Origin of the sequence: Martelella endophytica (assembly GCF_000960975.1) — a bacterium.
GTDB lineage: Bacteria > Pseudomonadota > Alphaproteobacteria > Rhizobiales > Rhizobiaceae > Martelella > Martelella endophytica.
The window spans coordinates 2,100,763-2,116,603 of the sequence record NZ_CP010803.1; the positions used below are offsets into that span (position 1 = coordinate 2,100,763).

General features: G+C 60.4%; 4 protein-coding genes and 2 pseudogenes. All 6 read left to right on the forward strand.

From position 1 onward, the window contains the following. The first annotated feature begins 117 nt into the window (after window positions 1–117). On the forward strand, window positions 118–6,384 hold the full coding sequence (locus TM49_RS09535; RefSeq protein ID WP_082074690.1) for an MBG domain-containing protein: 6,267 nt from the start codon (window positions 118–120) through the stop codon (window positions 6,382–6,384). A 68-nt stretch (window positions 6,385–6,452) separates the two neighbouring features. Further along, the gene (locus tag TM49_RS09540; protein WP_052699793.1) at window positions 6,453–8,186 is read left to right on the forward strand and encodes a ShlB/FhaC/HecB family hemolysin secretion/activation protein; all 1,734 of its coding nucleotides are present in this window, start codon (window positions 6,453–6,455) and stop codon (window positions 8,184–8,186) included. A 369-nt stretch (window positions 8,187–8,555) separates the two neighbouring features. Then, complete coding sequence (locus TM49_RS09545) at window positions 8,556–10,352, forward strand: sensor histidine kinase (protein ID WP_082074691.1); 1,797 nt, start codon at window positions 8,556–8,558, stop codon at window positions 10,350–10,352. 370 nt (window positions 10,353–10,722) lie between these two features. After that, window positions 10,723–13,941, forward strand: coding sequence for an EAL domain-containing protein (locus tag TM49_RS22625; protein ID WP_052699794.1), 3,219 nt, complete (start codon window positions 10,723–10,725; stop codon window positions 13,939–13,941). A 235-nt stretch (window positions 13,942–14,176) separates the two neighbouring features. Beyond that, window positions 14,177–15,291 (forward strand): annotated as a pseudogene (gene istA / locus TM49_RS09555) (IS21 family transposase); the annotation flags it as partial. Continuing rightward, window positions 15,284–15,403: pseudogene (locus tag TM49_RS23025) on the forward strand (ATP-binding protein); the annotation flags it as partial. The pseudogenes istA and TM49_RS23025, both read left to right, overlap by 8 nt. Window positions 15,404–15,841 lie beyond the last annotated feature (438 nt).

Genomic DNA, 15,841 nt, shown 5'->3' on the forward strand with positions numbered 1-15,841 from the left:
GCGGGAGGATTGTGTGTGATCTCTGGCGCGTGTTTGGCGGAGCTTTTCGACTGTACCCGCAATGTCTGCCAGTCTTGCCTTCGGAAGGGCGCCATTCTGGATTCGGGGAATTTCGATATGCCAATGCCATCCATTGCCGATCGCCATCTTGCGCTTGCGCCTTTTGCCGGGGGCGAGCGGCATGCCTTTCGGCCCAGGTGGTTGCAAGCCGTTCTTCTCGCGACTGCCGCAGTTTCGGCGCTTGGCGCGAGTCCGGCCTTTGCCGAAGGCGGGTTGCCGGGTGGCCCCAGCGTGGTCTCCGGTACGGCCAATATCGCATCGACGGGTTCGGCCATGACCGTCACGCAGGGCTCTGATCGCGCCATCGTCAACTGGCAGAGCTTCAATGTCGGCCAGGGCAACAGCGTCAATTTCGTTCAGCCGGGCATCAACGCGGCGATCCTCAACCGCGTCACCGGCAACACCCGGTCCTCGATTGCCGGCGCGATCAGCGGCAACGGTCAGGTTTTCCTCGTCAACCCCAATGGCATTGCGATCACGCCGACCGGAACGGTCAAGGCCGGCGGCGGTTTCGTTGCTTCCACACTCGATATCACCGATGACGACTTCATGTCCGGCAATATGGTGTATCGCGGCAATGGTGCATCGAGCACGGTTTCCAATAAAGGCGTGGTGACGATCGGGCGCGGCGGCTATGTCGCGCTGATGGGCGGAAAGGTGAAGAACAGCGGTTTGATCGCCGTGCCCTATGGCAAGGCGGGGCTCGGCGCGGGCGAGGAGGTTACGCTCGATCTGTCCGGTGACGGCTTCATGCAGGTGGCCGTTCCATCCTCTCTCATCGATGACGGCGAGGCGCTGGTCGAGAACTCCGGCACGGTGACGGCCGAGGGCGGCGTGATCGTGATGAAGGCGGCGACCGCGCGGGCAGCGGCGCGCAATGCCGTCAACCTTTCAGGCGTCGCCGAGGCGCGCTCGGTCTCGGGGCGCAACGGCAAGATCACGCTCGGCGGCGGGGCGGGCGGCAAGGTCAGGGTTTCCGGCACGGTCTCGACCCGCGCCAAGGCCGCCCAGCCGAAGACCACCGAGGGCGGCGCGATCGAAATCACCGGGCTCGAGATCCGGCTTGACGACGCCGTGATCGATGCCTCCGGCTATGCCGCGGGCGGCAAGGTGCGCATCGGCGGCGACTGGCAGGGCGCCGGCGATATTCCGCATGCCGATATCCTGACGGTCAGCGCTGGCACGATGATCAGCGCGGATGCGGTGAGCCAGGGCACTGGCGGCTCGGTTGTGCTGTGGTCCGACACCCGCACCGACTTTGCCGGCCAGATCAGCGCCACCGGCGCCACCGGAACCGGCGGCGATGTCGAGGTCTCCGGCAAGGCGCTGCTTTCCTATACCGGTTTTGCCGATCTGACGGGCGCTGCAGGCTTCGGCTCGCTGTTGCTCGATCCCTATAATGTGACCATCTCGAACGCCGCGGACCAGACGTCTTCCGGCTTCACCGCTTCGGGCAATGACAGTGTCATCAATGTCGCCACGCTGCAAAACGCGCTTGCCGGCGCCAATGTCACGGTTTCGACCGGCGCGGGCGGCAGCCAGGACGGCGATATTACCGTTGCCGACGCCGTCACCTGGACCTCGGGCTCCACGCTGACGCTGTCGGCCTATCGCAACATCGCCGTCAATGCCAATCTTGCAGGCGGCGCGGGGTCGAAGATCGTGCTGCGCGCCGACAGCAGCGCCACCGGCAGCGGCACGGTCAGTTTCGGTTCCGGGATCACTGCCACTGCGGACGGTGGCGTTTCGCTCTACTACAATCCGGCGTCTTACAGCGCGCCGGTCGATTATTCGACAAATGCAGGCAGCGGCACGATGCTGACGGCTTACATGCTGGTCAACACGCTCGGCAATCTCCAGGCGATCAACGCCACCACCAGCAGTCTCGCCGGCACCTATGCGCTCGGAACGGATATCGACGCCAGCGCGACCGCCGGCTGGAATGGCGGCGCAGGTTTCGAGCCGATCGGAAATGGAAGTTCGCAGTTCACAGGCACATTTGACGGGGAGGGGCATGTGATCACCGGGCTGACGATCAATCGCTCCGATACGGATTATGTCGGCCTGTTCGGATCTGCCGGTTCCGGTTCGATCCTGCGCAATGTCGGCCTTGTGGGTGGCAGCGTTTCGGGCAGCGGCTATGTTGGTGGGCTGGCCGGGTACAATTATGGCAAGATCAGCAATGCCTATGCGACCGGCAGCGTTTCGGGCGGCAGCTACTATGTAGGCGGGCTGGTCGGGTTCAATGATGATGGCACGATCAGCAATGCCTATGCGACCGGCAGCGTTTCGGGCGGCGGCGATGTCGGCGGGCTGGTCGGGTTCAATAATGATGGCACGATCACAGCATCCTATTTCGATACGGACACGACGAAACAGTCGAATGGCGTCGGCGGAGGCTCCGCTGCCGGCGTGACCGGCTTGACGACCGCCGAGGCACGCACGCAAGCCGGCTACACAGGCTTCGATTTCGACAACACCTGGTATCAGGCCGGCGATATGCGCCCGATCCTTCGCTCCGAAGCGGCAGCGCCCGTGGATGGGGTGATCACGGTGTCCAACCTGCACCAGTTGGCGCTGATGGGCGCCGATCTTTCCGCAAGCTACCGGCTTTCCGGCGATATTGATGCCAGCGCCACGGACGCCGCAGCCGACGATTACGATGCGAGCGGCATCTGGGGTGCTGGCGGCTTCGTGCCGATCGGCACGAGTTTCAGTTCGGCTTTCGCCGGCACGTTTGATGGTGACGGGCATGTGATCCGCGGGCTGGCGATCAATCGTCCCGGCACGGATTACGTCGGCCTGTTCGGGCTTGCAGATTCCAGGTCGATCCTGCGCAATGTCGGCCTTGATGGTGGCATCGTCACGGGCAACTTATATTTCGGCGGGCTGGTCGGGGTCAATGCTGGCACGATCAGCAATGCCTATGCGACCGGCAGCGTTATGGGCAGCGGCGACTTTGTCGGCGGGCTGGTCGGGTTCAATCGGGGTACGATCAGCAATGCCTATGCGACCGGCAGCGTTGCGGGCGGCTCCCATGCCGGCGGGCTGGTCGGGTACAATGAAGGGGGCACGATCAACAATGCCTATGCGACCGGCATCGTTACGGGCGGCTACGATGTCGGCGGGCTGGTCGGGTACAATGATGCTGGCACGATCAGCAATGCCTATGCGACCGGTAGAGTTACGGGCAGCGGCTACTATGCCGGCGGGCTGGTCGGGTATAATGATAGGGGCACGATCAGCAATGCCTATGCGACCGGCAGTGTTTCGTCCCCAGACCATGTCGGCGGACTGGTCGGCGGCACTCTTTCTGGCACGATCAGCTATGCCTATGCGACCGGCAGCGTCACGGGCGGCTCCTATGTCGGCGGGCTGGTCGGGTCCAATTCCGGTGCCAAGATCACAGCATCCTATTTCGATACGGACACCACGAACCAGTCGAACGGCGTCGGCTCAGGCGACGGCGAAGTGACCGGGCTGACCACCGAAGAGTTTCAGGATACGGCCGAGTTCTACGCACGGGCTTTGGCCGGCTGGAATTTCGAGACGGTCTGGGCGCCGCCGAGCGAAGGCTATTATCCGGAGCTCTACGCACTTTCCGATGTGGTCTTCGTCAAGACCGACGGCCAGACGATCACCTATGGCGATGCGCCGGGCACACTCACCTATAGCGTTTACGGTGGTCACAGCGGCGCGGGCGTTTTCGCGCCGACGCTGACAACGGATGCCACGGCGACATCCAATGTCGGCAGCTACGCCATCACCGGCCAATCGAGCCTTGTCGGCGATGACGGGATCACATACCGCACCGTCTACGGGCCCGGCGCGGTGACGATAAACAGGGCGCCGCTGAGGGTCACTGCCAATAGTGGCTCGATGATCTATGGCGACGATGTTCCTGGCGATATCGGCTACACCGCAACCGGGTGGAAGAACGGTCAGACGAGCGCACTTCTGACGGGTGTCAGCGTCGATACCAATGCGACCAAGACCTCGAATGCCGGAACCGGCTACGCCACCACAGCCTCTGGCGGCACGCTGTCGGGCGCTGCGGCCGGCAATTACGCGATCAGCTATGTCGGTAGCGGTTTCGAGGTCAACAAGGCGCCGCTGAGGGTCACTGCCGATAGTGGCTCGATGATCTATGGCGACGATGTTCCTGGCGATATCGGCTACACCGCAACCGGGTGGAAGAACGGTCAGACGAGCGCACTTCTGACGGGTGTCAGTGTCGGCACCAATGCGACCAAGACCTCGAATGTGGGAACCGGCTACGCCACCATAGCCTCTGGCGGCACGCTGTCGGGCGCTGCGGCCGGCAATTACGCGATCAGCTATGTCGGTGGCGGTTTCGCGGTCAACAAGGCAGAACTGACGGTCACTGCCAATAGTGGCACGATGAGCTATGGCTCAACGCCGCCGACCGATCTCGGCTACACGGTTTCCGGCTGGAAGAATTCCGACATCGGCAGCGTGACTGGCGCAAGCGTCGTTACCGATGCGATGTCGACCTCGAACGTTGGCAGCGGCTACGTCACCACCGCGTCCGGCGGGATGATCACAAGCACGGCCGCGGGCAATTACGTTCTTTCCTATGCGCCTGGCAGCTTCTCGGTTACCCCACGTGCCTTGAAGATCAGGGCCAAGGGCGCATCGAAGACCTACGGCGAAGTCGCCAGCCTGACCGCCTATTCGGTCAACGGCCTTGTCAACGGCGACACGGTAAGCACGGTCACGTTGACGAGCGCGGGCAGCGCCGCGTCCGCAAATGCCGCCACTTATGATATCATTGCCTCCAACGCGACCGGCTCGGGCCTTTCCAACTACGCGATCGACTATGTCGATGGCGCGCTGACGGTTGCAAAGGCCAAGCTGACGGTCACGGCTGATAACGGCTCGATGATCTACGGCGATGCCGTGCCGATGATCGGCTACGCTGTCAGTGGCTGGAAAAACGGACAGAGCGATGCGTTTCTGGTCGGGGTGATCGTCACCACGAATGCGAACCCGACCTCTAATGTCGGTACCTACTATTCAACGATGGCGGCCGGCGGGCAATTGGGCGGCGCGGCCTTCGGCAATTACACTCTCGACCATGTCGATGGTAAGTTCGCTGTGACCCCGCGGGCCCTGACAGTGACGGCATCGGATGCGGTCAAGACCTATGGCGATACAGCCAGCCTGACCGGTTTCACCACCACCGGGCTCGTTAATGGCGACAGCGTCGCCGCCGTTTCCGAAAAGAGCCTTGGCGCGGACGCAGAGGCTGACTCCGGCGTCTACGACATCATTGCCAGCGCCGCGAAGGGCACGGGTCTTTCGAACTACGACATCAATTACGAGAAAGGCACGCTGACGGTCGACAAGGCGGCGCTGACGGTCACGGCCGATAGCGGCTCGATGATCTATGGCGATGCCGTGCCCATGATCGGCTACGCGGTTTCGGGCTGGAAGAACGGCCAGAATGGACCGCTGCTTTCCGGGGTTTTCGTGACGACGGATGCGACATCGTCTTCCGATGTCGGGAGCGGCTATAGCACCGCCGCTTTTGGGGGCGCGCTTTCGGGTGCTGCGGCGGGCAATTACGACATCAGCTATGTGGCCGGGTCGATGGCGATCCAGCGCCGTGCGATCACGGTTGTAGCCGATGCTGGTGCCAAGATCTATGGCGATCTCGGCCTGTTGACCTACACGGTCGGCGGGATGGGGCTTGCCAATGGCGACAGGCTTTCAGGCAAGCTGGAGAGCGACGGCCAGGCCATGCTGGCGAATGTCGGTTCTTATGCCGTCACCCAGGGTTCGGTGACAGACGCCTTCAACCGCAATTATGCAATCAGCTATCGTGCAAATACGCTCGCCGTCATGCCGCGGCCGATCACCCTGATTGCCGACGATGCCGTCAAGCAGCTTGGCACGCAAGCAGGCGTGATGGGCTGGCAGGTCACGGCAGGCAATCTCGTCGATGGCGGCGCGTCGCTGAACGGCAGTCCCGCAAGCCGCGGCGCACCGACTTCTGCGACGGTCGGCACCTATGCTATTACCGCAGGCAGTCTAACCGACGCCGAAAATCCCAACTATGCCATCACATTTCTGCCGGGCAAGCTGCAGGTGATGCCGGTTCTGGCGCCGTCGGCTCCGGCTGGTGGCGTTCCGCTTCCCGGCCAGCAATTCGATCCGTTTACGGTTGCCGGCGGGTCGCTTCAGGAGGCGCTCCTTGCCGACAACATCAATCCGCCGGGAACGCTGACCGTCACCAGTCAATCCCCCGTTTCCAATGCCGCCTGCGATGCAGGGCCTCAAATCCTGTTCATATGCCCATAGACCTCGCGGAGCATGAATATCAACGGCCCTGATCTGCGGGCAAGCCAAGAACGCTGGAGTGACTTCCAATGCTAATTTCCAGGACCGCCGTAGCGCTGGCGGGCGCGCTTGTACTCGGCGCGCTCCAGGCGGGAGCCGTGTATGCCCAAACCGCCGGTCAGGTGGTTGAGCCGTCCTATGCGCCGCCGGTGATCCGCCAGCAAGGCGGCGCGCTCACGCTGCCGCAAGTCGTCGGCCAGGAAGCGCCGGAAGGGGCGGATCAGCTGTTGGTCATGCCCTCGGGTCTCGATATCGAAGGCGGGCTTCCGGCCCTTGCCGCTGAAACCGCGCGCATTGAGGCGGAGTTCACCGACAAGCGGGTCAGCGCCGCTGATCTGTTCAGGGCGGCCAACGATCTGGAGCTTGCCTATATCCGCGCCGGCTATCCGCTGGTGCGCGTGTCGCTGCCGCCACAGACGATCGAGGACGGGCAGGACCTGAAACTGGTGGTCAGTTCCGGCTATGTCGAGGGCGTCGACACCGCGGCTTTGCCCGAGACCGTAAGGCGCCGGGTGGATGCGGTCATGGCGCCGCTGGTCGATGCCGAGAACCCGAGCGAGGCGGAAATTGAACGCCGTCTGCTGCTCGCGGGCGATACGCCCGGCTATGACATGAAGTCGACCCTCAAGCGCGGCGATACGCCCGGCGGTACACTGCTGGAGCTTGCCGGCCGTTACGATCCGGTGACAGGCTTTATCGGCGTGGCAAACGACCTGACGGAAGAGCTCGGCGATTATTCGATCAGCGCCGGCGTCAATTTCAACAATCTCTTGGGCCTCGGTGAGGTCGGCTACCTGCAGATCGGCGGCTGGCCGGGCTTCTCGGAGGGTAATTTCTTCTCCGACGATCCGCGCAACCGCCAGATCGTGGCCGGTTTCACCGTGCCGCTCGGCACGGATGGCGTCTGGCTCAATGTCGAGGGCGTCGACAGCCGGACGCGCTCGGATACCGGTCTCGGCTATGACCTGCCCGATCATTACCAGCGGCTTTCCGCCAATCTCGGCTATGACTGGCTGAGAAGCCGCGCCGCGAATGCGTCGACCACCATAAGCTTCGATATTGTCGACGAGGAGCAGACATTCAGGTCGCCTGGGCTTACCACGCCGTTCACGCTGGACCGGTTGCGAGTGATCCGCCTGACCCAGTCCGGCGACTATTTCTTTACCTCCGGCGCAAGGGTTTCGGGTGCAGCGACCCTGTCGCTTGGTCTCGACGGGCTCGGCGCCTACGAGCCGACGGCTTCGCTGCCGATGTCGCGCGACGGCGCGGAGCCGGACTTTCAGAACCTGAAGGCCGAGGGCAGCTATCTTCAGCCGCTCGGCGAACTGTTCAATCTGTCGCTGACGGCCAAGGCCCAGACCTCGTTCGGCAAGCCGCTGGCTTCGTCGGAACAGATGGGCCTTGGCGGTCTCAACTGGGTTTCGGCCTATATGGTGAGCGAGATCGAGGCGGATACCGGCGCGGCGATGCGCGCCGAGCTTGCCTACCCGACCACGTTCCGTCCATTTGAAAGCCATACCGGCTTTGCGGTCTCGGCCGCGCCTTACGTGTTTGCCGCCGGCGGCATCGCCAAACTTGAGCAACCGACCGTGCTCGAAGACGAGATCACCCGCGCTGGCGCCTTCGGCATCGGCATCCGCTTCGCCGCCGCCGAGATCGACAGCCCCTATGGCGGCAGCCTGACGCTCGAATACGCCCATGGCGCCAGCAACGCCGATGGAGAGGCAAACCGCTTCAACCTCAGCTTCGTTAGTCGGTTCTAAGCGGCCATTGTCGTCTTGCCCTTCGACGGCTCTTCCACAAAGTCTATTGTTATCACGTTGTTCGGGTTGCAGAGCATATTTCTCGGGGAGGCGTGCGAAATCGAAATTCTCACCCAGTGTAGAGTTGGAAGTCTCGAGCGTCTTGCTAAGTGGACTTCCGCCTTGATTATACTGCCACCGTTATTGGTACCAGCTTGCGAGTGTCTTTGAGGAGAACGAGATCTCAGCCTTTATGAAGATCGGTGGTCAAGCGATTCGGATAGTGTTGCAATACCTGCACTAATAGGAATAACTATTCGATACTGTCGAAAGGACTTTACGCTTCCGGTCGGCTGCGGCACTCGGCTTTTCAACTTGTCGGAGTAAAACATGCCATCGCTTGAAAGTGGATTGCTTGAAGATGTCGAAACCGCCATATCGGCGCATTTGAGCGCGACCTCGGTTCTGGAACACCTGCCGGTCGGCGCTTATGTGTACGCTCCAGACGGTCGGATCATTCGCTACAACATGGCGGCGGCGGATTTATGGGGTCGCACGCCAATTCCAGGAGCGGACGAGCGTTTTTGTGGCTCTCATCGCCTGTTCGACCTGAGTGATCGTCACATCCCGCACGCAGATTGCCCGATGGCGGTCGCGCTGGCCACAGGACGAGACTTTCGCGACCAGCCGATCAAGATCGAACGCCCGGATGGCACCCGGATAACCGCGCTGGTGGATATCCAGCCGCTCAGGGACGACAGCGGCGCCGTCGCCGGCGCTGTCAACATATTCCGGCAGTCCGAGCCTCCAGCACAAGTTCCCGAGCCTGAACTTCCCGGCAATGTATCGCTCGTTCAGACGCTGCAGGCTCTGCCAGCGGCAATCTACTTCACCGACGCCGACGGTAAGATCACGATTTACAACCAAGCGGCGGCCGAAATGTGGGGAGTGCGCCCCGAAATTGGCCGCAGCGAATTCTGCGGTTCATGGAAGCTTTTTCGTCCGGACGGCACGCCATTGCCGCATGATCAGTGCCCCATGGCGGTCGCACTGAGAGAACAAAGGGCGATCAGCGGTGAAGAAGCTGAGGCTGAGCGACCCGACGGCACGCGCGTTCCTTTTCTGGCTTACCCTACGCCGTTGTTTGATGAATCCGACACGCTTGTCGGTGCAGTGAGCATGCTTGTCGACATCAGCGGCCGAAAGTCCGCGGAAGTGGCCAGCCAGCGCTTGGCTGCAATCGTCGAATCGTCGCACGACGCGATCCTGTCCAAGGATGTGAACGGCATCATCACGAGTTGGAACCGTGGCGCCGAACGGCTTTATGGCTACCGAGAAGACGAGGTGCTCGGACGGTCGGTCACTCTTCTCATCCCGCTCGACAGACAGGATGAGGAACCGCGGATTCTTGCTCGTATCCGAAGCGGCGAACGTATCGAGCATTACGAGACCGTGCGGCAGAAAAAGGACGGTAGCCTGGTCGATGTTTCGCTGTCCGTGTCGCCGATTTTTGATGGGGCCGGCAAGGTCATCGGGGCCTCGAAGATCGCAAGGGATATCTCCGAGCGGCGGCGCGCTGAAGAACAGAAGGACTTGTTCCTGCGCGAGATGGACCACCGTGTGAAGAATCTCTTCGCGCTCGCGAGCGGCTTGGTGAATGTCAGCGCGGGCGGTGCGGCATCCGTAGGCGACCTGGTGTCCGACCTGCAGAGCAAGTTCAGGGCACTCGCACGGGCGCATGCGCTGACGCTTTCGACGACAGGGAACGATTCCGACCGTACCGCGACGCTGCACAATCTTATCGCCGAAATAACCGAGCCCTATCGCGGGGAAGACGGCGTCTCCCGCGTCAGAGTGTATGGGGAGGATTTCCCGCTTGGACGCACAGCCGTGACAAGCATCGCACTTCTGTTGCACGAATTCGCAACCAATGCCATCAAATATGGCGCGTTGGGGAATCCGGATGGCGAGGTGCTGGTCGAGATATCCTCCGTCGGCAACGAAGTGCGTATCATATGGCGCGAGGCTGGAGTGAGCCAGCAACGCGAGGGCTCATCCGGCGATGGTTTCGGCAGCCGTCTGGCTCGCGCGACCGTCGCGGCCCTGGACAGTCGTTTTGAGCGGAACTTCAGCGACCTTGGTCTCGAGATTGTGCTCACTATTCCCCGAGCTAAAACCCAGCTATGACCTTCACGCCAGTCAGGGTGAGAAATCTGATGGAGTGCGCGTCCTTTGCACGGCGTTGAAGGTCAACCGAGGACGCGGCCCATGATCTGAAATTCAAAGCGCGTTAACGCGCGCATCTTGCTCTCGTGTCGTTGCGCATTTCCCCTAAAAAAAGCGTCTACCGGTCCGGTCGCGATTGTCGCTTCCTTCCCGGTGAAATTTGCCAAACCGCAGGCTCCCCTGCAGTCTGACGAGAAAACGCAATAATGATTCGGATTCCTGCCGGGTTCGCAACATGTTAGGCTCGGCGCAAGGTAGCGATCCGGAGGCTCACACCTGAGTCTTAGATCGGCGTGCGGATCGAAAGGCTACCACACGGGAGGATGGCATCGTGTTCCGGCGCAAGGGTTTCGCTTTTCGTTTTGTGGTCTTCTTCGCGCCCCCGGCGGCAATCGTGGTCGTGGCACTTCTCTTGGCCATCAATGCCAGCATAGCAAGCAAGATCGAAATCCTTTTCGTCCAGAACAACGAAACGGTGTCGCGCGGCGAAGTGGTCATTGACAACAATATGGAAGCGCCGGTCAGGGATATTTCCTATCTGGCCAATAATGGCGTTTTGAACCGACTGCTCGAAAATGACAATGTCTCTACGAGGCGCGAGCTGGAGCTGGATTGGATCACGTTCGCGCGCGAGGAAGGCCGGTATGACCAGATCAGGTGGATTGACGAGACCGGCATGGAGCAGGTCCGGATAGAGCATGTAAGAGGCGAGATTGCGGCTCTTGACCCTCAGCTCCTGCAGGATAAATCCGAACGGTACTACTTCCAGAATTCGGAGCAACTGACGCGTGGCGAGATTTATGTTTCGCCGCTCGATCTCAATGTCGAGATTGGAATCGTTGAGGCACCCGAAAAGCCTGTCATCCGTTTTGCCACGCCGGTTTTCGATAGCACAGGCGCTCGCCGCGGCGTGATAGTGCTTAATTACCTCGCGCGGCCTTTATTGACGGAGCTCCAAGCCTTAGGAGAGCGCAACCTTTGGCTGGTCAATCAGGACGGCTACTGGCTACAGGGACCGAACCTTGCCGTAGAATGGGGATTTATGTACGGTCTGCCCGACATGAGCCTCGGTACGCAGTACCCGGATATGTGGGCCACGATCCAGCGAGACGCGGAGGGACAGATTGAAAGAGCGGACGGGATATGGACATTCAAGTCCGTCGATCCGTTCGAACCCTCGGATGCAAGCGCGGAGCCTGGCGGCGCGGGTCGCTTGGGCCGACTGGAACTGAATGAGGGGCAGCAATGGTATCTCGTCCATTTTCTGCCAAGAGCGGATTACGCCGAAATCGCGCGTGCATCCTGGCGCCGGGGCGGAATGGCCACCGCGCTTGTTCTCGGCCTTCTGGCTATCGTCAGCTGGAGACTGGCGCGCGCTCACATTCGCGAGGAGCAAATTGCTGCGGCGCTGGCGCAGAGAAATGACAGCCTGAGCGAAAAGACCGAAGCATTGCAGCAAGAGGTGGAGCTGCGAAAGGGGGCGGAGAAGGAACTGCAGTCATCCGTGGAGCTATATCGCGCAATCCTGAGAAATTCCGTCGAGAGCTTCATCCTGCTGGATCGCCAGGGGCGGATCAAGGAGGCAAACGAGGCGTTCTGTTCGTTGATCGGCCGGCGCGCCCAGCAGATCGTCGGCCGCAACATTTCAGAGCTGGGTTTTGACGAGGTCGATGCCGACCTGCGCAGCCTCCTCGCGAAGATCAACTATCGCGGACAGAACAAGGTCGAGGCCGGCCTGAAGATTACCGGCGGCCAGGAACTGTTCGTGGAGATGAACCTTGTTTATCTCTACCAGACCGACAATGTTTTCGCGTTCATGCGTAACATAACGGACGAAAAAATCCATCTCGGCGAGTTGCAGCGTTCGGCCTATTACGACGTCCTGACAAACATACCCAACCGCATGCTGCTGAACGAGCGCCTCAATGAGGCGATCGAGAAGGCCGCAGTCAGCGGGACGATGATCGCCCTGCTGTTCATCGACCTCGACGGCTTCAAGCAGATCAACGATCAGTTTGGCCATGCGGCGGGCGATCACCTGCTGATCACGATCGCGGAACGGTTTGCCGAATGCGTCCGGCCGCAGGATACCGTGGCGCGCATCGGCGGGGACGAGTTTGCAGCCCTTTTGGTGAACATTACAAGTATCGAAGACTGCGCGTCTGCCGCTCAACGCCTCCTCAAGGCTGCAAGCAAACCGGTTGAGACCCCGCAGGGCAGTCATGGCGTTTCGGCAAGCATCGGCATAGCGCTGCTCAGACAGGACGAGTATGCGGATGGCGAAACGCTGCTCAGGCGGGCCGACCACGCCATGTACCAAGCAAAAATCCAGGGGAAGAACCGCTACCATGTCGCCGGCGAGACCGATGGTCAGGTTCCGGAAGGAGACGAGTATGACGCCGGAGCGATCTGGCATGCTCTGGAGCAGGAGCAATTCGAACTCTACTATCAGCCGAAGGTCAACGCCAATACCGGCACGGTCGAAGGCTTCGAGGCGCTGCTGCGCTGGAACCACCCGACCAACGGGCTTCTTCTGCCAGGCGTTTTTCTGCCGCAGATCGAGCAGCATCCGGTGTCCCTTGATCTGGCGAAATGGGTCATTCGGACGGCGATCGGACAACTCGATGAGTGGACTCGAAACGGCAGGACGCTTTCGATATCGATCAATGTGTCGTTGCAGGTGCTGCTCGATGAGCGTTTCGTCTCGAACCTGGAGGCGGCCCTTGCGGAAAACCCGCATGTCTCGGCCGGACAGGTCGAACTGGAACTGCTCGAGACCAGCGACTTCGTTGAAAACCCGGACGTGGTGGAGACGATTTTCCGCGCGACGAAGCTTGGGGTCGGATTCGCCATTGATGACTTTGGCACCGGCTACTCATCCCTTGCCCAGCTCAAGCGATTGTCGATCTCGACGCTGAAGATCGATCGAAGCCTGATCGCCGAGGTGACGGACGATCCCGACATCCTCTCGATCCTGATTGCTATCATGAGCCTGGCGGAGGCCATGCAGTGCAAGGTGGTCGCCGAGGGCGTCGAGACGCTGGAGCAGGGGATCGTTCTCAGGCAACTGGGCTGCGAAACCTTCCAGGGGTATTTTGTGGCGCGCCCGATGCCGGCGCATCTCGTCACCGATTGGGTGAAGAATTGGTCGTCGCCTGATGCGTGGCAGGCGCAGGGAGCGATATCGCGAGAGATGGTGCAGCTTCTGGTCGCCTGCACCTATCATCGCGTATGGATGCGCCGCCTCAAGGCCGCGGTCAGGGATCGCTCGCTTGAGCCCCCGGAGCTTGATCATACCTTGTGCCGGTTTGGCGTCTGGCTGCATTCGGATGCCGGCCAAGAGCTCTGCAAGGCGTATCCGGAAGCGCGGCAACTGGAGGAAATTCACCATGAGCTGCATGTGGTCGCGAGGCGATCCTTGTCTGAAAACAACGGTATTACTTCACCCGAACATGATGACGATATGACACGTCTCGACGAAACCGGCCAACGCATGAGAGCGGTCGTCGCATCGGTCCTGGGCGCTGAGGGCGCTGGCGCAGAGGGTTGAGCTGGCGAGTCTGGCGACCTTCGGGACAAGCCCGAAGGTCTAGAGAAAGTGGGCGGGTTTCGCCAGTATGTTGTAGTCCATTATTGTCCGTCGTTCTTGAGGGAAACCGTTTCAACCCGTGTGATTAGGCGTGGAATAAGGACCCCGTTAGAGGGGTGATCGGCTTCCAAAAGGGACCCCTTCTGGCACAGGGGTTACAACAGCCTCCGGTTTATCTCGGAGGCTTTTTATTTGGATGCTTGTTGTGGAAACAATTGCGAAGATACGCCGGCTTGCCCTGACGCAAGGCATGCCGATCAAAGCGATCTGCCGGGAATTGGGCATTTCGCGTAAAGTGGTACGGAAGGTTCTGCGCGGTGGTGAGACAGCGTTCTCCTATGAGCGCACGACGCAGCCTCGCCCGAAGCTTGGACCGTGGCAGGACCAGCTCGATGGAATACTGCTCGCCAATGATGCCAAGCCGTCGCGCGAACGGCTGACGCTCATCCGGATATATGAAGATCTGCGCGATCAAGGTTACGAAGGCGGCTACGATGCCGTCCGGCGTTATGCCCGCAAATGGTCTAAGGAGCGCGGTTCTGTTTCGACAGAAGCCTATGTGCCGCTCTATTACGCACCCGGTGAGGCCTACCAGTTCGACTGGAGCCACGAGATTGTCGTGCTGAACGGCGTGACGACAACCATCAAGGTGGCGCATGTCCGGCTCTGCCACAGCCGGATGATGTATGTAAGGGCCTATCCGCGAGAGACACAGGAGATGGTCTTCGACGCCCATGACCGGGCATTCGCCTTCTTCGGCGGGGCTTGTACGCGCGGGATCTATGACAACATGAAGACCGCGGTGGAGACGGTCTTTGTCGGCAAGGAAAGGCAATACAACCGCCGTTTGTCTCACAGATGTGCAGTCATTTCCTTGTCGAGCCAGTGGCCTGTACGCCGGCGTCCGGCTGGGAGAAGGGACAGGTCGAGAACCAGGTTAACCTGGTCAGGGAGCGCTTCTTCACACCAAGACTACGCTTCAAGTCCTATGGGGAGCTGAACGGGTGGCTGCTGGACAAATGCATCAATTACGCCCGTGCCCACAAACATGTCGATCAGCCACAGCGCACGGTCTGGGACGTCTTCGAGGAAGAGCGATCCAATCTGATCGGATACCCGGGCAAGTTCGATGGCTTCCATGCTGTTCAGGCCGCGATCGGCAAGACTTGCCTCGTCCGCTTCGACAACAACAAGTATTCCGTACTGTCGACCGCTGTGGGCCGTCCGGCCGAGATCCACGCATACGCTGAGCACATCGTCATTCGCCAGGATGGCGTCGAGATCGGTCAGCATGAGCGCTGCTTCGGCCGTGTTTGGCGACGCAAAGATGACCGCTGCGCTCCTCGACCGGCTCACGCACCACTGCGAGATCATCGAAACCGGAAACGAATCCTGGCGCTTCAGAAACCGTTCTCAAAGCTAAAGCCGAAGAAGCCAAACAACCCGCGCCCGCAAGCCTCTACGCTAAATTGATGGCTCCGGGCCTGCGCGCGCTGATCGCCGAGTGCAACCCAAGGGAGGGGTTCCTTTTGGACGCCTAAATGGGGTCCCATTACAACGCTGATTGACACCCGGCAAGCAATGTCTTGTGTTTCATTGTTTTCCTCCTCCAGGAACTTCGCAGCATAACGTCGTTCGGACCTTCGCGCTGCTGCCCGCGCGAAAAAACAGGACTGACGAAGCCCATCAACGGCACAAGCCCGGCCTCCTCGCCGGATCAAGCTTTCGCAATATTGGTAAAGTTGATAAAGTTTGTCAAACGACTTCTGATAACAATCATCTCGATGAAATTTTTATAGATATTAAATATTTGTATTTTATTGATAAAATTGTCATCCGATGAAACGTCGGCGGGTTTTGG